Here is a 22,410-nt window from a genome sequence, read left to right as displayed (position 1 = left end):
CATGACGTCATTCCAGCGTTGGGCCTTCTGCCTGACGGTGCCGGCGGCGCTTTTGACCCTGTGTCTCTACGTGCTGCCCATCCTTCAGGTGCTGGCGCTCAGTTTCACCGAGCCGACCTTCGGCATCGGCAATTACGTGGCTCTGTTTCAGAATGCCGCGATTGGCCGCGTCGTGCGCACGACCGTCTTCGTCTCGGCGGTGACGACCGCGCTTACGATCGTCATGAGCTATGCCGTCGCCTTCGCGCTGGTCCACATGCCGTCGGCGCAGCGCCGCGTCGCCCTGTTCATGGTCATGGTGCCGTTCTGGATATCGGTGCTGGTGCGCGCCTTTGCCTGGATCACCATCCTGCGCCGCAACGGCGTGCTCAATTCGGCCCTTGTGGGCAGCGGAGCCGTCGGTGAACCTCTCGAACTGGTCTACAACCAGTTCGGCGTCATCGTCGGCATGGTCCATTACATGATGCCCTTCGCCATCATGCTGCTCTACGCGAACCTCTCGGAGATCGACCACAGGATCATCCAGGCGGCGCGATCGCTCGGCGCGCGCCCGGTCACCATCTTCTTTCGCGTCTGGGTGCCGCTCAGCATGCCCGGCCTGGCAATCGCCAGCCTGTTCATCGTCATCTTCTCGCTCGGCTTCCTCGTCACCCCGGCGATCCTTGGCGCCGGCAGGGTGCTGATGGTCGCCGAGTACATCTCCGTGCAGATATCCTCGACCCTGCGCTGGGGCGTGGCGACGGCACTGTCGACGATGCTCCTGCTCGTCGTCGGCGCCCTCATCGCGCTGGCGATGCGCAGCCCGGCGTTGCGCGCCGCCTTCGAAGGCGGCCGCAAATGACGCCACGCACCCGCCGTCTGCTCGAACGCGCGCTGCCGAAGCTCTTGGCCTGGCTGCTGCTCGCCTTCCTGTTCGTTCCGGTGCTCGTGGTCATTCCCGTGGCGTTGACCGACCGGGACTATCTGTCGCTGCCCAACAACGGCATTTCCTTCGACCATTTCGCGGCCCTGGCCAACTGGCGCGCGGGCTGGATGCCCAGCATCCTCACCAGCCTCGGCATCGCCGTGGCCTCAAGCATCGTCGCGACCGCCGTTTCGGCGGCGTTCGCCATGGGCGCATGGGTCTATGTCGGACGCTGGCCGACGATCCTGCGCATTGTCCTGCTTTCGCCGCTGATCGTGCCGCCGATCATCTATGCGGTCGGCATGGTGCGCCTGTGGTCGAAGCTGGGCCTTCTCGACACATGGCTTGGCGTCACCATCGTCCATGTGATCCTGGCGATACCGCTCGCCGTGCTGGCGATAGGCGCTTCGCTGTCGAACCTCGATCCGCGTCTGGTGCAGGCGGCCCGCTCGCTCGGCGCGCGCCCGGCGACGATCTTCGGGCGCGTGATCCTGCCCAACATAGTGCCGGGCACGGTCGCCGGGGCGATCCTCGCCTTCATCGTCTCCTGGGACGAGATCACCGTGACGCTCTTCATCACCAGCCGCGGCATCGTCACCCTGCCGCGCAAGATCTGGACGAGCATCGCCGATGCCGTCGATCCCGCGCTGGCCGCGATCGCTACCGTCATGCTGGCGGTCACCATCGTCGGCCTCATCCTGCGCATGACCGTCTGGGAACGTATCGCCCAGCGCCGGTCATGACACGACCTTCAATCGCTTCGCTTGTTTCAGAAAGGAAATCGAAGACATGACTGCCCACAGCGCCGCAATGAGCGAGCACGAATACCGCGAGGCCAAGTTCTTTCAGACCTTCGGCTCCGTCCCGACGCCGGCTTTCCACGACCCGCAGGAGCAGACCCGCGTCTGGGGCCGGCCCTGGGGTTGCACCAATGATGTCGGCAAGCTGCGCGCCGTGCTGATGCACCGGCCTGGAGAGGAGATCAATGTCGTCGACAAGAACAAGCCCATGCCCGAGATCGGCGGTTTCGGCGATCCGGAAAAAGGCTGGTACTTCATGGGCAAGACACCGCCGGATCTCGCCGCCATGCAGGCAGCGCACGATAGCTTCACCAAGCTGTTGCGCTCCGAGGGCGTCGACGTCATCCTTACCGAGAAGGCAGCCCCCGGCGCTCTCAAGTCGACCTTCTGCCGCGACAGCGTCATCGGCGTGAAGGGCGGGGCGATCGTCACCCGCCTTGCCCGCCGGGCGCGCCGCGGCGAGGAACTGATGGTCACCCAGGCGCTCGCCAGGGCCGGCTGCCCGATCCTCGGCACGCTGCATGGCGAAGCGGTGTTCGAAGGCGGTGGGTTCGCGCTCCTCGACGACAAGACTGCCGTCTGCTCGGTCTCCGTCGCCTGCAACGCCGAGGGCGTGCGGCAGGTCGAGATGATCCTCAACAGCCTGGGCGTCGAGCTGATCAAGGTGCCGATGCCCGGCTATCGCATCCACATCGACGGCAGCTTCATGATGATCGACAAGGAGACGGCGATCATCAACATCAACGAACTGCCCTATGTCTTCATCGACTACCTCAACAAGCGCGGCATGAAGCTGATCGAACTCCCGCCGGAAGACAACGCCTTCTCGCTCAACTGCCTGGCGATCGCACCGGGTCGGGTCGTCATGCACGCCACCCGCACGCCGCGCCTGGCCGACCGGCTCGACGCCGCCGGCATCGAGATCCTGACGCTGGACTATGAATGTATCGAACTGAACGGCGGCGGCATTCACTGCTCGACAGGTCCGCTTGCCCGGGACCCGATCTGAATGTCCTTTCTCGACGTCCGAAACCTCCGCAAGGCCTACGGTTCGGCCGTCGCGCTCGACGGCATCGATCTGTCGATCGAGGCGGGGGAGTTCGTAACCTTGCTCGGCCCTTCGGGGTCTGGCAAGACCACGCTGCTGATGTCGGTCGCCGGGTTCACCAAGCCGGACGACGGCGCCATCCTGCTGGATGGCGTCGACATCACGCGCGTCGATCCGGAGGACAGGAATTTCGGACTGGTCTTCCAGGGCTATGCGCTGTTTCCCCACCTGAACGCCGCGGACAACATCGCCTTCCCCTTGAAGGTCCGCAAATGGGACAAGGCCAGGATCGCCGCGAGGGTGGAGGAGATCCTCAATCTCGTCGGCCTGGACAGGCTGGCCGCGCGCAAGCCGCGTGAATTGTCGGGCGGTCAGCAGCAGCGCGTGGCGATCGGCCGCGCGCTGGCCTTCGGCCCGAAGATTCTGCTGCTCGACGAACCGCTATCGGCGCTCGACCGTACGCTGCGCGACACCATGCAACGCGAACTCAAACGGCTTCATCGGCAGACCGGTGTGACCTTCGTCTATGTTACCCATGACCAGGAGGAAGCCTATGCCATGTCGGACCGCATAGCCGTCTTCCACAATGGCGCGATCGTTCAGGTCGGCACCCCGCGTGACATATACCGCGCGCCCGCCTCGCGCTTCGTCGCGGGCTTCCTCGGCGGCAACAACATCGTTTCGGCGCGCGCCGTCGATGGCGGCATCGAGCTGTTCGGAAGCCGGGCGCCGATGCCCGGTGGCTACGATGCGTCTCGGCATGGCCGATCGGCGCTGACGGTCTGGATGCGTCCGGAGGCCATAGCCATCGGCGAGCCGCTCCACGGGGCCATTGCCTTTCCCGCCATTGTCGCCGACATCTCCTTCGTCGGCTCGTCCGAGCGCATGACCATGTCCACTCTGGACGGCCAGGAACTCCTGGTCCTGGCATCCTCGGCGACGGCGCGCGGCATCGTTGCCGGCGACAAGGTCACCTGCAGCGTGCTGCCCTCCAGCATCGGCTTTCTTGCCGATGAATGACGTGCCGGCAAACAGGACGGCATCCGTCGCCGTCGCATCCAACTGACGATCGGCTTCAGCCGAAAATCCGCATTTCCTGACAGATTGAGAGACATGATGAGCATTAGCCTTCGCACCGTCGACATTCCCGATTTCGGCATCCCCGTCGAGCGCCCTGCCATTCCGCCAGCGACCTATGAGGCCCGTTGCGCCAAGGCGCTCGATCGCGCCGGCACGGACTGGCTCGCCGTCTATGCCGATCGCGAGCATGCCGCCAACATCGCCTTCCTGACCGGTTTCGAGCCGCGTTTCGAGGAGGCGATCCTGCTGCTCGGCAAATCGGGCCAGCGCATCGTCGTCACCGGCAACGAGAACCTCGGCTATACGCCTGTCGCCGGACTGCCTGGCATCATCACAATGCTGGCGCAATCCCTGAGCCTGATGGCGCAGGACCGCATGCAGAAGCCGGACCTCGTGGCCGTGCTGCGCGAGGCCGGCATCACGGCGGGCGACAGTGTCGGCCTGGTCGGTTGGAAATATCTCGAAAAGAAGGAATGGTCCGCGCCACGCCCCACCTTCTTCGTGCCGGCCTTCATCGTCGACGCGATCGCATTGATCGTGTCCGCCTCGTCGATCGCCGATGCGACGGCGGTGCTCATGCATCAGACGGACGGGCTGCGCGCCGTCGTCGATGCCGATCAGATCGCCGAGGCCGAATGGGGCGCGGCCCGGTCTTCAATGGCGGTGTGGCGTATCCTGAGCGGCTTCACGCTCGGAGACACCGAACTGACCGCGGCCTCGCGCATGGGGTATGCTGGCGAGCCGATGAACTGCCATCCGATGTTCGCGACCAATGATGCGTCCGGCCAGGTGATCGGCCTGCGCGGTCCCACGGCGCGCGTGCCCGGCCGTGGCGACGGCGTCACCACGGCGGTTGGCTACTGGGGCGGACTGACGGCCCGAGCCGGCCTGCTCGCCGAGCATGACGACGCATTTCTGGACGTGGCCAAGGCCTATTTCCGCGGCCTCATCGCCTGGTATGAGGCGGCCGGCATCGGCACCGAGGGCGGCGCGATCCATGAGGCCGTGATTTCGACCCTGGCGGCGGGCAAGCTGCGCCCCGCCCTCAATCCCGGCCATCTCGTCGGCCTCGACGAGTGGATGAATTCCCCGATCCGGCCCGGCTCGACAGAACGCATCGTCTCCGGCATGCCGTTCCAGGTCGACATCATACCCGTGCCGATGCCCTTTGGATGGACGCTCAATTGCGAGGATGCGGTGACTTTCGCCGATGTCGGCTTGCGTGCCGAGATCGCACACCGCCACCCGGCGCTGTCGAAGAGGTTCGAGGCACGCCGCCGGTTTGTCGCCGAGCGGATCGGCATCACGGTGAAGGAGGATATCCTGCTGCTGTCCGCCATCCCGCTCTGTCTGCCGCCCTTCTGGCTTACCAGCGGCAAACTTCTAGGCCGCGACTGAGTCCCGGCCGGCCGTCGATGTTGCCTAACCAGCGCTTTCCGGACCTTCGGCGGGCTTGCGAATAAACGGAAGTTGCGCACGTCGGCGAGAAGCTTCCTGCGGGCCATCAGATCGGGCAAGCCCAAAGCTTTTCTGCAAGGCCGCCGGGTCACAACGCTTCGTCGGTCGGCTGCTCTGTTATGACCCTGTCGGGACGCGCTCAAGATCGCTCGTTACGCCAGGGGCGCTGGCGCCAAGGTCGTCTCGATCGACTTAAACCCAAAAGCTGGCGGTCTGCTCACGGCCCATCGCGGTCATTCCGGAACGAGGCTCCGAACGGCCGCGCAAACCTCGACGTCGCTCGCCAGCCGCACCGCAATAAGCGACACCGGGAATGTGTTACGTATTGTGATGCAGATCGAGAGTTGCGGCCGAAAAAGTAAATAAAAACAATACATTGATGCGACAGGCGATCCCAGTCAACGGTGTCGTCGGCTAAAGGCCATAGCGGTCCGCGACCTTCATGAGGCTGCGGATATCCTCTGTGGGGCTGCCTTGCTGCTCGGAGAAAGCTCCCAAGCAGCACGGGTTCGCGACGGGCCCGCCATGTGGCGCGCATAATCCCTCGGCTTCGTTTGCCGGTCACCCTTCGCCCGAAATTGCGGGATCAGCGCGTGAACACCAGCGCGCGCGCCTGCTCAAGGGCGAACAGCGTTTTTTTGAAGCTCAGGCCCTCATACCCGTCATCATGCGGCTTGACAGCCTTTTATTTTGTATCCAATATCCTTTATAAATATGAAGACCAAGGGGAATGGTATGAAACTCACCGGGAATGTTGCGCGTGGCCTTTTCGCATTGACGGTTGCCTTTTCGGGATTGGGCGCGATGGAGACCCTGACGGCCCAAGCCGAGGAAGCGGCCTCAAAGATCGAGGGAACGGTATACTTTCTTACGCCCAATTCCCAAATCACGCGGTTTGAAGCCTATGACAAACCGGGGATGGATGAGGCATTGAAGAAATACGCTCCCAATCTCAAGCTTGTCGTTCTGAGCGCCGACAACGATCCGTCGAGGCAACTCGAGCAGGCCCAGGCAGCCGTGACCCAAGGCGCCAAGGCAATCATTCTGGCGCCGGCTGTGCCCAATCAAAGCCAGGGCATCGTGCAGGTGGCGCACGATGCCAGCATTCCGATTGTCGGGTATGCCTACAATTCCGACAACAGCGACATCGACTACTATGTCACCGTGCCGTTTGAGCCGATCGGCGAGGCGGCTGCCAACTTTGCGGTAAAGACGCTGGCGGATGCCAAGAAGCCAATCCGGATTGGCCTGATTACGGGCGACCCATCCTTCTTCTTTGACCGCGAGATCGTCAGCGGCACCGAGAGGGTGCTTGCCCCCCTGGTTCAAAAAGGCGAAGTCGAGATCGTCTGCAAGAGCGACAACCTGCAGCTCTCGGAGGAAAATGCCCGCGTCGCGACGGACGGTTGCCTGCAGCAGGCCGGTGGCGATATCGACGCGATCCTTGTCCACAATGACAGTTCCGCGAACGGCACCATAGCCGCATTGGCGGCACAGGATCTGCTTGGAAAGGTCAAGGTTTTCGGCGGCTATGACAGTCAGGCCGGAACGATCCAGCATCTTCTCGCCGGCAACATCGAGAACGATATGGTGCCGCCATATCGTGCGATGGCCGACAGCGCCGTCCGGCTTGTCGTCGCCCTTCTCGAGAAGAATGGCGAAGAAAAGAAGATGGTGAACGGGACCTACGATAACGGCATGAAGGCGGTTCCGGCGATCTTCAACGAGAACGTCTTCATCACCCGCGACAACGTGCAGGCGGAACTGATCGACAAGGGAATTCTGACACGTGAGGAAGTCTGCGCGGGCCCTGCCATCAAGAGCGCCTTGTGCACCAAGTGACGGTGAGCGCGATGGGTTCCACAAACACGAACAGCCAGCCCGTTCTTGAACTCATAAATATCAGCAAGCACTTCGGCGGCGTCCACGCTCTCGAAAGCGTATCCCTGGCGGTTCGTCCTGGAGAGGTTGTCGCACTGGTTGGCGACAATGGCGCCGGAAAGTCCACTTTGGTCAAAACCATTGCCGGCATCAACATGCCCGATGCCGGGGAAATGCGGGTCAACGGCGCAAAGGTCAGGATCACCGCGCCACATGATGCAATGCGGCTGGGTATCCAGACCGTCTATCAGGATCTCGCCCTGTGCGACAATCTCGATACGGTCCAGAACCTGTTTCTGGGGCGTGAACTGCAGGGCGGGATCCTGACCGCCGGCCGTTTGCGTCGTGCCGACATGGAGAGCCGGGCGCGGAAGGTGTTGCGCGAACTGGGGGTCAGTACTTTGCGCGACCTCACGGTGCCAGTGGGCAGTCTCTCGGGCGGGCAACGCCAGTCGGTCGCCATCTGCCGCTCGGTGCTCTGGGAGCCGAAAGTTGTATTGCTCGACGAGCCGACGGCGGCACTCGGGGTCGCCCAGCGCAAGGAGGTCATGGCGTTGATCATGCGACTTCGCCAGACCAATCATGGCGTCATCGTCATTTCGCACGACCTGGCCGATGTGCAGGAGATGGCCGATACGGTTGTCGTCCTGCGGCTTGGTCGCAAAGTGGCTGAATTCAGCCGTGGAACGTTCTCGCGTGACGATCTGGTCTCGGCAATCACCGGCCTGTCCGCATCAGCCGCCTAGGAAAGCCCATGAACAATTCAAAAGGCCTGCGGATAAGCAAGGGTGCCAATTTGCAAAATGATCGTACGGGCTCCCGGGATCTGCAGAGACGGATACTGAGTGGGGTCAGCGGCAAGTATCGGTTTATCCCCGTCCTTATCGCGATCGCGCTCGTCTGGGCTTTCTTCTATGCGATGAACGACCGCTTCCTCTCGCCGCGAAACCTGACGAACCTCGCCGTTCAGATCGTTGTGACGGCCATGCTGGCGCTGGGTCTCGTGCTCGTTCTCATCGTGAAGGAGATCGATCTTTCGGTGGCCGCACTTAGCGCGGTGGCATCCGGTGTCATGGGTTATTTGTTGGTAACGGTCGGCCTTCCGTCGTGGCTGTGCCTGTTGGCGGCAATTGTCACGGGATCGGCGGTCGGCTTGGTCCAGGGTCTGATCATCTCGAGATTCCGGGCGCCCGCTTTCATCGTTACCCTCGGCACCTCGCTTGCCATGCAGGGCGTGCTGCTGATGCTCTTGCCGAGGAGCGGGTCGATCCCGCTATCGGGGACCGATATCCAGTGGATCGCCAACAGCTTCTTGCCGCCGATGGCCGGCTACCTGCTTCTGGCCATCGGTATCGGCGTGGTTGCCGCGCTCCTTGTCCAATCGTCAAACCACAAGAGGCGTCTCGGCATCCACCAATCAATCCCGAGCAATGTTTTGCTGCCAATCGCGGCCTTGAGCCTCGCCGGCGGTCTCGTCGTCGCCATTCTCAACCTCGATCGCGGCGTTCCAACGCCGGTGGCGATATTGATCGTTCTCCTCTCGATCATGGCCTATGTCACGACCCAGACGAAGTTCGGCACCTATCTCTACGCCATTGGCGGAAACGTGGAGGCCAGCCGACGCGCCGCCATCAATGTTGGCCAGATCCGCATTTATACGTTCATCATTGCTGGCGCGCTGGCCGGCATTGCCGGCATCATCTCCGCGTCACGCACATTGGGCGTTTCCGCTCAATCCGGCAGCGGAACGCTCTTGCTCGAGGCGGTGGCCGCCGCTGTCATCGGCGGGGCCAGCCTTTTTGGCGGCCGTGGGTCCGTATGGGCGGCCCTCCTTGGGGCCTTGCTTATCGGCAGCATCACCAATGGGCTTTCGCTGCTCAGTGCCCAACCGAGATCAAGTACCTAGTTCAGGGATTGATACTGGTGCTTGCCGTCACCGCCGATGGGCTCCTGTCGCGGGATGCAAAATCATGAGTTTGGGCACGCAACCCGCTTCGGCCGCGGCTTTAGCCGGGTGTGCGGCAGCGTATGTCGAGGAAACACGGTGAAAATCCTAGGGTATTCAAGCCATGTGAGCATCCAGCCGGGCGGTACGATCGATTTCAAGGTCAGCGCGGCCCAGGCGCCATATTCGGTCGAGTTTGTCCGGCTGCATGGCGTCGCGATCAATGGCGATGACCAATCAGTGAGAGAAGAAAGCATCGGCAACGCGGCGGCCGGTCTCTATCAGGGGCGGCTTCAGGATCTTGCCCCGGGTTCGTACGCGATCGTGGTGCCCGCGTTTTTCCCGCTAATCTCAACTTTTGGTTTCGAGGTCTGGGTCCAGCCAACTCTCAAAGATCGCGAGTGCCAGACAATCCTGGCTGTCGCCACCGACCGGACCACGGCTTCCTGGTCTCTCGTCATCGCGAGAGACCAGCTTGAACTGCGCGTCGGCGGGGGAGAAGACGCCAGGGTTCTCTCCATGAACCTCGATGACCACGAGGGGAAGTGGATCCATATCAAGGGCGGGCGCAGCGATCGCGGCATCGCCCTTGAGTTTGCCGTCGATGGATTGTGGCCATCCCAACGTTTTGGGCAAACGCGGTTTCTCGCGCTGCCGGATACGCCCGAACCCACCCGAGTCGATCGCATTCTCATAGGTTCCAACCTGGATGAGCGCGACCGCCCGGTGGACCGGTTCAACGGCCGGATCGACAATCCCTCCGTGTTGTCCGCACCCGGAGAGGGGGCAAGGCCGATCGCGTCATGGGATTTTGCGATGGGGATCGACACACGCATCGTCACCGATGTTTCAGGCAACGGCCTGCATGGGACGCTTGTCAATCGGCCGGCTCGCGGGGTTCGGGGGCATCTGTGGAAAGGAACGAAGGTCCGCTATCAGGAAAATCCATCCGAGTGGTCCGCCATCCATTTCCATGAGGATGATCTGAACGATGCACGATGGGAAACTGACTTCAGTGCCACGTTTCCCGAGGCGACGCCGAGCGGCATTTATGCCGCCAAGCTCACGCAGGGCGATCAGGTCGAGCATCTGCCCTTCTACATCCAGCCGACCGAGCGATCCAAAAACAAGGTCCTGTTTCTGGCGCCCACCAACACCTATCTCGCCTATGCCAACGAGCATCTGGGATACGGTGAACGCGGCGAGGCTCACCAAAAGCGCATGCGCGACAAGATCCAGCTCAATGAGACGGATGTTTTCGTTCATACGCACCCCGAACTGGGGCTTTCGATTTACGATCGACATGCGGATGGCAGCGGGGTCATGCATTCCTCTTGGAAGCGGCCTGTCGTCAATTTTTCGCCTAACTACATCACCTGGCTCAACGCCGCGCGCCGGCACTTTGCGGCTGACTTTTACATCACTGGCTGGCTGGAGAAATCCGGCGTCGGTTTCGACGTGGCGACGGACGAGGACCTGCATCGAATGGGCCTGGAACTTCTGGCCCGCTATGATGTCGTTGTCTCAGGATCTCACCCGGAATATCCGACATCACTGGAGATGGATGCGCTGAAGGCCTATGCCGGCCAGGGCGGGAGCCTGATGTATCTCGGCGGCAATGGCTGGTATTGGGTGACGAGCTATGACGGCGACGACACCATGACGCTGGAGTGCCGGCGCGGCTATTCGGGTGAGCGCAACTGGACGTCTCATCCGGCTGAGTTGATGCATGCCACGACGGGAGAGATCGGAGGCCTCTATTCCCACCGAGGTCAAAGCAGCCGCCTGTTTTTCGGCGTCGCATCGGCTGGCGTCGGTTGGGGCACGGCTTCGGGCTATTCTCGCACGCAGGACTCGTACAGTCCCGACCTCGCCTTCATGTTCGAGGGCATCGGCGATGAGATGATCGGCGACTTTGGCTATGTCCTCGGGGGCGCCGCGGGCGACGAGTTGGACAGCGCTGACTTCGCGGCCGGGACGCCGGGCAATGCCCGCGTGATCCTGAACTCGCGGCACAATGACACCTACTACCCGTTCCTCGAGTCCGTCACGCAGGTCGAGCCGAATGTCAGCGGACCGAACAACCCGAATGTCAGGTCCGATGTCGTCTTCATCGAAACCGGTGCTGGCGGCGGGATATTCTCCGTCGGGTCGATCTGCTGGGCCGGGTCGCTTGCCTACGACAACTACGACAACAATGTTGCGACGCTGACGGGCAACGTGCTCCGTCACTTTCTGCGGAAGGCGTAGGCCACCCAATTCCGAAAACGGAGCTCTTCGTCCAAGGTTTTCGAACTGCCAGGAAGGTCGGGGCTAGACTCGAAAAATTGGATATTGTAGATTGGATATAATGATGGTGTGCGGTATGCCATCGAACGCAAGAGGAAAAAATGAACAACTGGACTGGGGTGTTTCCCGCCGTAACCACCAAGCTGAATCAGGACGGCTCGATCAATGTACAGGCTAATCAGTCTGCCATTGACAGGCTGATCGCCAACGGGGTTTCGGGCGTGATCGTTTTGCCGATGCTCGGCGAAAATGCCTGCCTCACTCCTTCCGAGAAGGAACTCGTCATCCGCAGCGCACAGGAAGCGGCGGGCGGGCGGGTTCCAGTTCTGTCCGGACTCGCCGAGATCACCCAGGCCGACGCCAATTTTCGTGCCCGTGAATTCGAGAAACTTGGTGTGGAGGGCCTGATGGCGTTCCCCACCCTTGGGTACAAGTCCGATGCTCGAGAGACAGCCGAATGGTACAAGAGCCTTGCCAGGGCCAGTGGGCTACCGATCATGATATACAACAATCCGATCGCCTATGGTGTCGACGTTACCCCTCGGGTTTTGCAGGAACTGGCGGACTCTCCGACCATCGTAGCCGTCAAGGAAGAGACCGGCGATGTCCGTCGCGTGACTGACATGTATGTTGCGCTCGGCAATCGGTATCAGATTTTCTGTGGCGTCGATGATCAGGTCGTCGAGAGCGTCGCGCTCGGTGCGGTCGGCTGGGTGTCGGGCATGACAAATGTATGGCCCAAGGAATGCGTCACGCTGTTCAACCTTTGCAACCAGGGGCGCAAGGATGAGGCGCTGCAGCTCTACAGATTGCTGACGCCGGCTTTCCACCTCGATACTCACGTGAAGCTCGTCCAGTACATCAAGCTCTCCGAGAGCCTAGTCTACGGCGCGCCCGAGTGGGTGCGTGGACCGCGCCTGCCGCTCGTTGGCGACGAGCGGGAATTCGTGACGCGCACAATCAAAGACGCGATCAAGCAGCTCGAAAACTACTCGCTGCCGCAGGCCGCATGATCTCTGGATCATCGTCATGATCTTCGGATCGTCATATTGAGAAGAACCTTGCGGACAGTGGCACTACGGTTGTCCGCCGGTTTCATCGCCGAATTTTGAAGCCGGAGTGAGACAGGTGCGTTCGAAGAAATACGATTATATTGTCGTGGGGTCTGGAGCGGCCGGCTCCATTGTGGCCGCCCGGCTCGGCGAGGACCGTAATGTCAATGTTCTCGTCCTCGAGGCGGGGCCGCACGACAATTCGATCTATGTTCGCATGCCCGCCGCAATGTCCTATCCGCTGACTGACAAAAAGCGGACGTGGGAATTCGAAACAGGGCCCGAGGCGGCTCTCGATGGCCGCATGGTCACCCATCTTCGCGGCAAGATGCTTGGCGGCTCGGGATCCCTGAATGGCATGGTCTATGTGCGGGGAAATCCGCGCGACTTCGACCGCTGGGCGGAAGATGGTCTTCCCAACTGGTCCTATGCCCATTGCCTTCCCTATTTCAAGAAACTGGAATCGTATGACAAGGGAAGCAATGAATACAGGGGCGGGCAGGGGCCAATACGGATCACGACGCTGAAGGCCGAGCTCGAGCCCTTCCGTGCGTTCCTGGAAGCCGGGCAACAGGCCGGGCACCCGTTGAGCGAAGACTACAACGCTTATCGCCAGGAAGGCGTCCATGCCTATCAGGCCAACATCGATAATGGTATCCGCGCGAGTGGGGGTAGGGCCTATCTTCGCCCAGCCATCAAGCGCGGCAATGTCGAACTGCTTTTGAACGCCCTGGTTCACAAGGTCGATTTCAGTGGGCGGAAAGCTGTCGGCGTCACCTTCGAGAAGGATGGCGTGGTTCAGTCAGTGGAAGCCGGGCGCGAGGTTATCTTGTGCGGTGGCGCCTTCAACTCGCCCCATGTGCTTCTCCTTTCCGGTGTTGGTCCCGCCGCGGAACTTGCCTCGTATGGGATCAAGAGCGTGGCTGACGTTCCCGGTGTGGGGAAAGGCTTGCAGGATCATGTCGCCGTATCCGTCAAGTACCGGGCCTCGCATAGAGGCGTGTCTCCGGCGGTCGACATGAACCTCATCAAGATGGCGTTCATCGGCGCACAATGGCTGTTCTTCAGGAAGGGCTTGGGCATTACCAATCTGTGGGAAGTCGGCTCCTTCTTCAAAAGCAGCGATTCCGTCGAGTATGCCAACATCCAGCACGAGTTCCTGCCGATGCTCGGCGAACTGATGCATGGAAAGGTCAACATCGAGGAAGGATTCCAATATCAGGTGTGCCTTGGCCGGCCGGAAAGCCGAGGGGCGGTGACGCTCAAATCTGCTGACCCGAGACTGCACCCGTCAATCGTGTTGAACTATCTCCAGCAGCAGCAGGACAGGCGGAATCTGATCGACGGCGTTCGTCATACTGACGAGATCATCCAACAAAGGGGTTGGGATAGCATCCGCGGCGAAGCCATCGTTCCCGGCCTGCGCAAGAAATCCGACGAAGAGGTCTTCTCTTGGCTCAAGGAGAATATGGGGACGCAATACCATCCGTGCTCGAGTTGCCGGATGGGCAATGACGATATGGCTGTCGTTGATGACGAAGGCCGGGTCCATGGTGTCGAAGGCCTCCGGGTGATCGATGCTTCTGTCATGCCGCGCATTCCCAACGGCAATCTCCACTGCCCGACAATGATGATCGCCGAGAAGATGGTCGATCGCGTGCGAGGTCGCCAGGCGCTGCCAGCGCAAGTGGCGCACTACGCCGACGAGAAGCGCTTGATCTGAAAATCCACCGGAGGCCGATCGGCCGCGGAGCCGGACTGCCTGGCCCGCGCCGCGCTCCATAAATGATTTGACTGCTGATTTATTATATCCAATATCCATTATAAAAACGTGAGTGAACCAACACGAAAGGGGAATGACATGGCGAAAGAACCGAAGACGTCTATGCTTGAAACAATCCAGTTCACCCGACGTACCGCGCTGCTCGGCCTGGCAGGGGCCGGCCTTGGAGTGTCGACGGGACGACTGTTCGTAACACCGGCCCGTGCGGCGGTTGGCGGCTCGTTGCAGATCATGGCGTGGGAAGGCTACGACATGACGAATGAGCTGCGGGAGTGGCGGTCGACCAATGGTGTCACCGCGGAAACCTCCTCGATAGCGTCTCAGGATGATGTCCAGGCCAAATTTATTGCCGGCAATCCTCCCCCCATCGATCTTGCCGAATATAATCAGGCCTACAGCAAGCTTTATATCAAGGATATGAAGATCGTTTCGCCAATCGATATGTCCAAGATACCGAATTACAACGCCGACAATCTCTTTGACGTATTCTTCGACAAGCCGACATGGTTCTCGGACGGAAAGCATTGGGGGTCGCCCTACATATGGGGCTTCAACACCCTCCTCTATAACTCCGACATGATTAAAAAGCCCACGTCCTACAAGGATCTGCTGGATCCAAGCCTGAAAGGAAAGATCGCGATAATGGACGATGCGACGGGCAACTGGCCGTTGATCGCCCGTCTGGTCGGCTTGGGAGACAAGTATCCTCTGCTGACCCGCGAGGAGTTAGGCAAGGCGTTCGAGAATTACGTCTTGTATCGAAACCAGGCGCGCCTGATCTCGATCAATCAGGGCGATGTTGCGAATTTCGTGGCATCGAAGGAGGTCGCGGCGGTTCTTGTCGCGGATCCGTCAATTATCACGCAGGTGCGCGCGCAAGGCGTGCCACTCGAAATGGCGATTCCCGAAGAAGGTCCGGTGCTGTGGGTCGACGCTTGGTTCATTCCCATATCGGCCGACAACATCGATACCGCGCACGCGTTCATCAACCAGTCTCTCGATCCCCAGATCCAGGCCAAGGTCGCGACGGCGGTCGTACAGGCGCCGGTTTCGAAGAAGGCCGTCGAGCTTCTGGATGCCGACGCTCGCAAGCGGATCGACTATTCGAAGATCAACGAAATATTCGCGTCTGGCTTGCCGGGTATTCCCCCCGTCGACGATGATGGCGAGCACGCGACCTATGCGGACTGGGTCCAGGCCTGGCAGGAATTCAAGGCAGGCTTGTAATCCACCGTAACCAGTCGTCGGGGCCGGTCGACGAGACCGGCTCTTGCGCTTTCTTGTTGAAGGAATTGCGATGACTCCATCACAAAGAACCGGAGGCGTTCTGGCCGCGCCGGCGGCAATCTACATGCTGTTGTTCTTCGTGGTGCCCGCTATATTGCTGTTCTCCTATAGTTTCTGGATGTCATCCGGCTTCCGCATCGTTCCAGACTTCGTGCTGACCAATTACATATCGGCGGTACGATCGCCGCTCTTCCTGCGGGTGACCTACAACGCAATCGTAATCGGTCTCGTCACCGCGTCCGTAACGCTCTGTCTATCGATCCCTGTCGGATATTACCTGACTTACGTCGCCAGATCGAAGATTATCTTCTATCTCGTTCTCGTCACGTGGTTCTCCAGCTACCTCGTCAGAATCTACGCCTGGCGTACATTGCTTGGCACCAACGGCCTGCTCAACGCGGTGTTGCTTCAACTCGGGATCGTCCACACACCCGTCCAGGCGTTCCTGTTCAGCCCATTTGCGGTCGCGATAACGTTGACCCACATCTATCTGCCATTCGCGATTCTGATGGTCGTTTCGGCGATGAGCGAGATCAAGGCGGAGCTTATCGAGGCGTCGCGCGATCTCGGCACATCGGCCTTGGGGGCCTTCTTCCGGGTTGTCGCTCCCAACGCCGCGCAAGGCCTTATCGGAGCCTTCATGCTGACATTCATCCTTGTCGCAGGCGACTACGTCACGCCGCAGATGGTCGGCGGGTCCTCAGGCCAAACGACCGGCCTTCTTATCGCGGATCAATTCCGAAAGACCGGCAATTGGCCGCTCGGTGCCGCCCAGGCCTTTCTCATGTTCCTTGTGTCGCTGGTCATCTATGCGCTCGTGCTTGCCCTAGGCCGCCTCACGGGACTCATTCCGGCCAGGCGTAAAACCAAACCTGCCAAGGAGGTTGCGTGATGTTGCTGAAGGCGGTCGTCTACGCGACCTTGGCGTATCTCCTGATTCCGCTCGTCGTGATCGTCTTGTTCAGCTTCAATGCGGAGCAATCGTTTTCCTTTCCCATCAACGGTTACAGTCTGAGATGGTACGCGCTGATCTTCGAGGATCCGCAGCTTGGCCAGGCTCTCGTCAAAAGTCTGATGATCGCCACGGCAACAGCTATCGTCACCCTTGTCCTTGGAACGGCCGCGTCCCTTGCCTGGTTGCGGCTAGGGAGGATTGGCCGAAGCGTTCTCGAAATCCTGTGCATCACCCCGATCGCCCTGCCTGGCCTCTTCCTTGGTGTCTCATTGCTGGTCTTGGCCGCGCAGCTGGGCATCCGTCTTTCGACGGTCACGATCGTCGTCTCTCACGTCGTTCTGTCCGTGCCGATGCTCATGATCGCCATGCGGGCCCGGCTTGCGCTTTTCGATCGAACACTCGAAGAGGCCTCCCGCGACCTTGGCGCCTCGCAGATCGGGACATTCAGGAGGGTAACGCTTCCGCTGATCGCGCCGACCTTGATCTCCTGCGCGATCCTGAGCTTTGCCTTGTCGTTTGACGAGTTCGTCGTCACGTCATTTGTTGCCGGCACCGAAACCACCTTGCCCATGTACATCTGGTCGATGATGCGCCGCACGGTCACGCCACTGATCAACTCGGTCTCGACGCTCGCCCTTTTGTTCTCGATCGCCGTCATGGCGATCGGCTTCCTCGTCGGGCGGTTCAAGCGAGCATCGGCCCTGTCAGAACGCGCGTCCTCTTGAGGCTACGAATGAACACTGGAATATCAACAGAAGCACCGTTGATTGAACTGTCGAACGGTCAAAAACAGTTCGGCCTTTTTCAGGCCCTGACCGACATCAATCTCACGATCAACGAGGGGGAGATCGTGACCTTGCTCGGCCCGAGCGGCTGCGGCAAAACCACCTTGATGCGCATCATCGCCGGCTTCGAGGCGCTCACATCCGGTACTCTGAAGATCGACGGCAAGGACGTCGCTGCGTTGCCCCCGGAAAAACGGCCGGTGAACATGGTGTTCCAACGCTACGCGCTGTTCCCCCATTTGGACGTCTTCGACAATGTCGCATACGGCCTCAAGGTCAAAGGTGTCGAGAAGGACGAGCGCCGCAAAAGGGTCCAGGCGATGCTCCGGACCGTGCAGATGGAAAGCCTTTCGCATCGTTTCATCGGCGAGCTCAGCGGTGGCCAATGCCAGCGGGTGGCGCTGGCTCGGGCCCTGGTGAATGGCCCCCGGGTTCTGCTGCTCGACGAGCCTTTGGCTGCGCTCGACCTCAAGATTCGCCAACATATGCTCGGAGAGATGAAACGAATCCAATTGGAGACGGGTGCTACGTTCGTTTATGTCACGCACGATCAGGATGAAGCGATGATCCTTTCGGACCGGGTTGTGCTGATCGATCACGGCCGGATCGTTCAGATCGACAGACCTCAGGATATGTACTTTCGCCCAAGATCGCTGTTTGCGGCAAAATTTCTTGGCGAAACAAATCTGTTCGAGGGAAGACTGACTGGGTCTGGCATCGGGCAGCTTTCGCTGGAGACCAGGGACGGACCGTTTGATGTGGTTTCGAATGATGTCCCGGTGTCCGCGAATGACGCCGCGGTAATGTCCGTCCGGCCGGAAGCGATGTCCTTCCGGCAATCCGACGCGCAGCTCGACTATGCGATGGATGCCGAAGTTGCCGACGTGATTTTTTCAGGCAGTCGCTCTTTCTTCCATCTGGTCAGCCGGGGCGGCCAAAAATTCCGGGTCCAGGTTCAAAACATGCCTGGTGCGGCCCTTCCGACGGCGGGCGACAAGGTCCATGTCTCGTGGCGAAAGGACAGCGCGACCGTTCTGCCGCTTGCCCGGACGTCATCGTGACATCCATTTGCACGTGCAGTACGGAGCGCCGCACTAGCGCTGCAATTCTATATCCTATATTCAATATGCTTGGAATTTTCCTGATAGGTCATAAATGGATCCGTCTGTCGCCATCAAGCGCCGCACCGTCACGTCTTCGGTCGTTGACCTGATCCGCGACAGGATCATATCCGGGTTTTACAAAGGCGGTCAGCAAATCAGGCAGGAAGCGATCGCCGAGGAAGCCGGGGTCAGCCGTATACCGATCCGTGAAGCTCTTCTGCAGCTCGAGGCGGAGGGACTTGTCGTCATTCACACTCATAAGGGCGCGGTTGTCGCGTCTCTGACCGTGGATGATGCGATCGATATCTTCGAAGCACGTCTTGCGCTTGAGCCGTTCATCCTGAAGAAGGCGATCGAACGGGCAACCGAGGTCGACATCGAGCATGTGCGACGCGCCCTGGATGACTATACCAGAGGGGTGGAGGCAAAGGAATCGCCAGCGAAGCTCAGTGAACTCAACTGGTCGTTCCACAAGGCGATGTCCCGTTCCGCAAGGCGGCCGCGATCTCTCGCCCTTTTGTCATCGCTTTACAATTCCGCCGACAGATATCTCCGTCTTCAGATCGATGCCCGATCGGCGCAGACCAAAGCCCTGGAAGACCACAAGGCGCTGGCGGTTGCATTCGCCGAGGGCAATCAGACCCTGGCGCAGAAGCTTCTCAGGAAGCACATCGAGGACGCTCGCGACGACGTGATGGCTGGCCTGCAGGCGCTGCCGGATTTCGAAAACTCCTGATCGTTGGGTGGTAATTTTTGGGCGAAGCCGCCATTGGCTATTGCTTGCTCTCAATAAATATTGGATATTGGATATAGAAGCCACTGGAGTCGGGCATGCAGTTGGATCGCGTTATAACTGTCGTTGGCGCACACGCCGAAGGTGAGGTCGGCCGGGTCATCACGGGCGGCATTCTCCCCCCGCGCGGGGCGACGATGTTCGAAAGGATGGAAAACCTGGAGCGCGACAGCTCATGGCTCAGGAACATGCTGCTGTTCGATCCGAGGGGCAGCGTGAATGCCGCCGTCAACCTCATCACGCCGCCAATCCATCCTGATGCCGACATCGGCATGATCGTCATGGAGTCCGATTACTTTGTGCCGATGTCCGGCTCGAATCTGATCTGCACGGTGACCGTCGCGCTCGAGGCCGGAATGATACCGATGAAGGAACCTCAGACGATCGTGCGGGTCGACACGCCTGCGGGATTGGTGGACGTGATCGCCGAATGCCGGGCAGGCAAGTGCCGGAGCATTACCTTTCGCAATATCCCCTCCTTCGTCATGCATCGCGACAGCATGATCGACGTTCCGGGGCTCGGTTCGCTGCGGGTCGATGTCGCGTATGGCGGCATGATCTACTGCATCGTGAATTCGGCGGATCTAGGCCTGACGCTCGCGCGCGGCGAGGCCAGGCAGCTTGTCGAGATCGGCGAGCGGATCAAGGCGGCGGCAGCCGTCCAGCTGCCGTCGATTCATCCCGAAAATCCGCTCATCCATACGATCAATCAAACCGAGTTTGCTGGCCCGGTGGAGGTCATCAACGGCGTCAAGACGTCCAAGAACGCGGTCGTCGTGTCGCCCGGGCGGCTCGATCGCTGCCCATGCGGGACAGGCACTTCGGCGCGCATGGCGCTTCTTCATGCCCGTGGTGATCTCGCTGTCGGTGAGAAGTTCAGGCACCTCTCCATTCTCGACACGGTTTTCGACTGCGAGATCATCGCCGAAACCAAGGCAGGTGATGTGCCAGCGGTCATTCCGCAGGTCTCTGGTCGCGCCTGGTTGACGGGTGTGAGCCACTACGGCGTGGATCCCGAGGATCCGTTCCCGGAAGGCTACCGCCTATCCGACACCTGGTTCAATTGATCGACAGGCACCCTTGTGGCCCAGGCGCTGACTGAGTGTCTCGGCACCACAGGCACAAACGAATGGGAAGGTGGGGAGATGGCGGAAGAACAGTTGAAATGGCTCAACGAGCCACCGCGATACACAAACGACGGCGCTCTCCTTCGTGTCACGACAGGCCACGAAACCGACTTCTGGCGAGAAACCTTTTACGGCTTCTGGCGCGACAATGGCCATTTTCTGTATCGCAGCGTCACCGGGGATTTCACCGCCGAGGTGACGATCAAGGGTGAATATGAAGCCCTCTACGATCAGGCCGGCCTGATGATGCGGCTCGGCGAAACACATTGGGTGAAAGCCGGAATCGAGTTTACCGACGGGCGGATGTACTTTTCCGTCGTTATCACAAACGATGTTTCCGACTGGTCCCTGGTTGCCATTCCGACGGACCCGGCGGGCGTGAGGATCCGCCTCACCCGGCATCGCGAAGCGGTTCGCGTCCAGTATCTGGACTCCGGCGACAACAGCTGGAAGCCCGTAAGGCTAGGCTATTTCCCGCCATCCGACCGGGTGGATGTCGGCATGATGTGCTGCTCTCCTCAACGTGCGGGATTCGAGGTGGCTTTCGCTGACTTCGTGGTCGGGCCGCCGATCTCCAAAGAGCTGCATGACTGACCTGAGCCGCAAGGGTGCGAAGCGTCTCCTGCCTTGCCGATCTTCATCGAGATTCTGAAATGACCAAACGTGAATACGGCATCTGGATCAACGGGGCTGCCGAGTTGCCGGCGGGAAGCGCTCTCTTCGAGAGAAATTCGCCTTCCACAGGCGAAAGCGTCGCCAGAGTTCATCTGGCCGGGACAACAGAACTTGACCGTGCCGTCGTACTCGCGAAGGAGACGTTCAGGAAAGGCGGATGGAAGGGGCTTGCGGCAAGCGAGCGCGGGAAGATCCTGCTGCGCTGGGCCGATCTCATCCTGGAGAATCTCGTAACGCTCAGCCGCATCGAGGCCGATGAAGCAGGGAAGACGATCGCTGCCGCCAAGGGCGAGATCGAGTGGTCGGTAGAGTTGCTGCGCTATGCTGCATCGCTCGCCTGGAGCATTCCCGGCCGTATCGTCAATCACGAGGGCGCCGAGAAACTGGGCCTCGTGACTTACGAGCCGCTTCCCGTCATCGGTATGATCCTTCCCTGGAATTTTCCGACGGTGACCCTGTTTCAGAAGTTGCCCTACGCCCTCGTCGCGGGATGTTGCGTCGTGATCAAGCCGTCGGAGCTCACAGCGGGCACTGCGATCGAATATGCGCGACTGGCCAAGCATGCTGGTATCCCCGACGGGGTTCTTGCGGTCCTGCCCGGCACGGGCGAGGTGGTCGGCCAGGGCATGTGCCTGCACCCGGACATCGACATGATCTCCTTCACGGGGTCCACCGCCGTTGGGCGCAAGATCGCCAGCCTTGCCGGCCAGTCGCTGAAGAAGGTGGCGCTTGAACTCGGGGGCAAGGGCGCCAACATCGTGTTCGCCGATGCGCATCTCGATGCGGCGGTCGCCGGTGCACTCGCTGCCTTCACGATCAATCAGGGTGAGGAGTGTTGCGCCGGCGGAAGGCTTTTGGTCCAGGAAACTATCGCATCGGAGTTTGTCGCGAAGCTGGCCGAAAAGGCCAAAGCGCTGAAGCTTGGTACGCCTGACGACGTCGATGCCGATCTCGGCCCGATGATTCATGCGCAGCATCAGCGGAAGGTCCTAGATTACGTCGAAAAGGCCCGGGAGGAAGGTGCGACGCTCGTGACAGGCGGGAGAGCGCCGACGAGCCCGGGGCTGCACGACGGCTATTTCGTCGAACCGACCATATTCACTGGCGTCGAGCCACACATGACGATCTTCAGGGAGGAGATATTCGGACCGGTGCTTGGGGTCACCACTTTCAAGGATGTTTCCGAAGCAGTCGCGCTGGCCAACCTGACACATTACGGCCTGGCCAATGGCATCTGGACCTCTAACCTCGACACCGCAATGGCTGTCTCCAGTGCCCTTGAAAGCGGGTTTGTCTATGTCAACACCTATCTTGAGACGGTTCCCCAGCTGCCGTTTGGCGGCAGCAAGTCCAGCGGACTCGGCAGGGAAAACGGTCCCGACGGGTTACTGGAATTCATGCAGGCGAAATCCACATTTATTCGCCTGCGTCCGAACCCGTGATCA

19 protein-coding genes are annotated in these 22,410 nt (G+C 60.4%); all 19 read left to right on the top strand.

The features are described 5' to 3' along the window. Position 1: 1 nt before the first annotated feature. The 19 genes from EB230_RS29050 to EB230_RS28960 all read left to right on the top strand — a co-directional run bounded on the left by EB230_RS29050 (position 2) and on the right by EB230_RS28960 (position 22,407). The gene (locus tag EB230_RS29050; protein WP_172374430.1) at positions 2–841 is read left to right on the top strand and encodes an ABC transporter permease; all 840 of its coding nucleotides are present in this window, start codon (positions 2–4) and stop codon (positions 839–841) included. Further along, positions 838–1,647 (top strand): ABC transporter permease, encoded by an 810-nt coding sequence (locus tag EB230_RS29045; RefSeq protein ID WP_172374429.1) that lies wholly within the window; start codon positions 838–840, stop codon positions 1,645–1,647. Before EB230_RS29050 ends, EB230_RS29045 begins: the two co-directional genes overlap by 4 nt. A gap of 46 nt (positions 1,648–1,693) precedes the next feature. Continuing rightward, positions 1,694–2,713 (top strand): arginine deiminase family protein, encoded by a 1,020-nt coding sequence (locus EB230_RS29040; RefSeq protein ID WP_056567796.1) that lies wholly within the window; start codon positions 1,694–1,696, stop codon positions 2,711–2,713. Next, positions 2,714–3,772, top strand: a complete 1,059-nt coding sequence (locus tag EB230_RS29035; protein WP_172374428.1) for an ABC transporter ATP-binding protein — start codon at positions 2,714–2,716, stop codon at positions 3,770–3,772. A 93-nt stretch (positions 3,773–3,865) separates the two neighbouring features. After that, complete coding sequence (locus EB230_RS29030) at positions 3,866–5,230, top strand: Xaa-Pro aminopeptidase (RefSeq protein ID WP_348646673.1); 1,365 nt, start codon at positions 3,866–3,868, stop codon at positions 5,228–5,230. A gap of 774 nt (positions 5,231–6,004) precedes the next feature. Continuing rightward, complete coding sequence (locus EB230_RS29025; RefSeq protein WP_056567802.1) at positions 6,005–7,132, top strand: sugar ABC transporter substrate-binding protein; 1,128 nt, start codon at positions 6,005–6,007, stop codon at positions 7,130–7,132. Then, the gene (locus EB230_RS29020) at positions 7,120–7,917 is read left to right on the top strand and encodes an ATP-binding cassette domain-containing protein (RefSeq protein WP_246683328.1); all 798 of its coding nucleotides are present in this window, start codon (positions 7,120–7,122) and stop codon (positions 7,915–7,917) included. The genes EB230_RS29025 and EB230_RS29020 overlap by 13 nt, the downstream gene beginning before the upstream one ends. A gap of 8 nt (positions 7,918–7,925) precedes the next feature. Beyond that, the gene (locus EB230_RS29015) at positions 7,926–9,077 is read left to right on the top strand and encodes an inner-membrane translocator (protein WP_172374427.1); all 1,152 of its coding nucleotides are present in this window, start codon (positions 7,926–7,928) and stop codon (positions 9,075–9,077) included. A 165-nt stretch (positions 9,078–9,242) separates the two neighbouring features. Beyond that, positions 9,243–11,366, top strand: coding sequence for a N,N-dimethylformamidase beta subunit family domain-containing protein (locus EB230_RS29010; protein ID WP_172374426.1), 2,124 nt, complete (start codon positions 9,243–9,245; stop codon positions 11,364–11,366). Positions 11,367–11,506: 140 nt separating this feature from the next. After that, the gene (locus tag EB230_RS29005) at positions 11,507–12,418 is read left to right on the top strand and encodes a dihydrodipicolinate synthase family protein (RefSeq protein ID WP_172374425.1); all 912 of its coding nucleotides are present in this window, start codon (positions 11,507–11,509) and stop codon (positions 12,416–12,418) included. 115 nt (positions 12,419–12,533) lie between these two features. Beyond that, positions 12,534–14,180 (top strand): choline dehydrogenase, encoded by a 1,647-nt coding sequence (locus EB230_RS29000; protein WP_056567818.1) that lies wholly within the window; start codon positions 12,534–12,536, stop codon positions 14,178–14,180. Between the two features lie 138 nt (positions 14,181–14,318). Then, positions 14,319–15,467: a PotD/PotF family extracellular solute-binding protein gene (locus EB230_RS28995; RefSeq protein ID WP_056567823.1), complete on the top strand. Its 1,149-nt coding sequence runs from the start codon at positions 14,319–14,321 to the stop codon at positions 15,465–15,467. Between the two features lie 43 nt (positions 15,468–15,510). Beyond that, positions 15,511–16,419, top strand: coding sequence for an ABC transporter permease (locus EB230_RS28990; RefSeq protein WP_245303330.1), 909 nt, complete (start codon positions 15,511–15,513; stop codon positions 16,417–16,419). Next, the gene (locus EB230_RS28985; protein WP_056567829.1) at positions 16,419–17,207 is read left to right on the top strand and encodes an ABC transporter permease; all 789 of its coding nucleotides are present in this window, start codon (positions 16,419–16,421) and stop codon (positions 17,205–17,207) included. The genes EB230_RS28990 and EB230_RS28985 overlap by 1 nt, the downstream gene beginning before the upstream one ends. Before the next feature lie 8 nt (positions 17,208–17,215). Then, positions 17,216–18,328, top strand: a complete 1,113-nt coding sequence (locus tag EB230_RS28980) for an ABC transporter ATP-binding protein (protein ID WP_056567832.1) — start codon at positions 17,216–17,218, stop codon at positions 18,326–18,328. Positions 18,329–18,422: 94 nt separating this feature from the next. Next, entirely contained in the window at positions 18,423–19,106 is a 684-nt protein-coding gene (locus EB230_RS28975; RefSeq protein WP_056567835.1) for a GntR family transcriptional regulator, read from the top strand. Between the two features lie 95 nt (positions 19,107–19,201). Continuing rightward, positions 19,202–20,230, top strand: coding sequence for a proline racemase family protein (locus tag EB230_RS28970; RefSeq protein WP_056567838.1), 1,029 nt, complete (start codon positions 19,202–19,204; stop codon positions 20,228–20,230). A 78-nt stretch (positions 20,231–20,308) separates the two neighbouring features. After that, a complete protein-coding gene (locus EB230_RS28965; protein ID WP_056567841.1) occupies positions 20,309–20,884 on the top strand; it encodes a DUF1349 domain-containing protein in 576 nt (191 codons plus the stop codon). A 59-nt stretch (positions 20,885–20,943) separates the two neighbouring features. Beyond that, positions 20,944–22,407: an aldehyde dehydrogenase family protein gene (locus EB230_RS28960; RefSeq protein WP_056567845.1), complete on the top strand. Its 1,464-nt coding sequence runs from the start codon at positions 20,944–20,946 to the stop codon at positions 22,405–22,407. The last annotated feature ends 3 nt before the right edge of the window (positions 22,408–22,410 follow it).

Source organism: Mesorhizobium sp. NZP2234 (genome assembly GCF_013170765.1).
GTDB lineage: Bacteria > Pseudomonadota > Alphaproteobacteria > Rhizobiales > Rhizobiaceae > Mesorhizobium > Mesorhizobium loti_D.
The sequence above is the reverse complement of the archived record's forward strand: the minus strand, read 5'-3'. Positions and strand labels throughout refer to the sequence as shown.

Coding starts and splice junctions, on each gene's coding strand:
- EB230_RS29050 (WP_172374430.1), top strand. CDS start 2: ATGACGTCATTCCAGCGTTGGGCCTTCTGCCTGACGGTGCCGGCGGCG.
- EB230_RS29045 (WP_172374429.1), top strand. CDS start 838: ATGACGCCACGCACCCGCCGTCTGCTCGAACGCGCGCTGCCGAAGCTC.
- EB230_RS29040 (WP_056567796.1), top strand. CDS start 1,694: ATGACTGCCCACAGCGCCGCAATGAGCGAGCACGAATACCGCGAGGCC.
- EB230_RS29035 (WP_172374428.1), top strand. CDS start 2,714: ATGTCCTTTCTCGACGTCCGAAACCTCCGCAAGGCCTACGGTTCGGCC.
- EB230_RS29030 (WP_348646673.1), top strand. CDS start 3,866: ATGATGAGCATTAGCCTTCGCACCGTCGACATTCCCGATTTCGGCATC.
- EB230_RS29025 (WP_056567802.1), top strand. CDS start 6,005: ATGAAGACCAAGGGGAATGGTATGAAACTCACCGGGAATGTTGCGCGT.
- EB230_RS29015 (WP_172374427.1), top strand. CDS start 7,926: ATGAACAATTCAAAAGGCCTGCGGATAAGCAAGGGTGCCAATTTGCAA.
- EB230_RS29005 (WP_172374425.1), top strand. CDS start 11,507: ATGAACAACTGGACTGGGGTGTTTCCCGCCGTAACCACCAAGCTGAAT.
- EB230_RS28995 (WP_056567823.1), top strand. CDS start 14,319: ATGGCGAAAGAACCGAAGACGTCTATGCTTGAAACAATCCAGTTCACC.
- EB230_RS28985 (WP_056567829.1), top strand. CDS start 16,419: ATGTTGCTGAAGGCGGTCGTCTACGCGACCTTGGCGTATCTCCTGATT.
- EB230_RS28980 (WP_056567832.1), top strand. CDS start 17,216: ATGAACACTGGAATATCAACAGAAGCACCGTTGATTGAACTGTCGAAC.
- EB230_RS28975 (WP_056567835.1), top strand. CDS start 18,423: ATGGATCCGTCTGTCGCCATCAAGCGCCGCACCGTCACGTCTTCGGTC.
- EB230_RS28970 (WP_056567838.1), top strand. CDS start 19,202: ATGCAGTTGGATCGCGTTATAACTGTCGTTGGCGCACACGCCGAAGGT.
- EB230_RS28965 (WP_056567841.1), top strand. CDS start 20,309: ATGGCGGAAGAACAGTTGAAATGGCTCAACGAGCCACCGCGATACACA.
- EB230_RS28960 (WP_056567845.1), top strand. CDS start 20,944: ATGACCAAACGTGAATACGGCATCTGGATCAACGGGGCTGCCGAGTTG.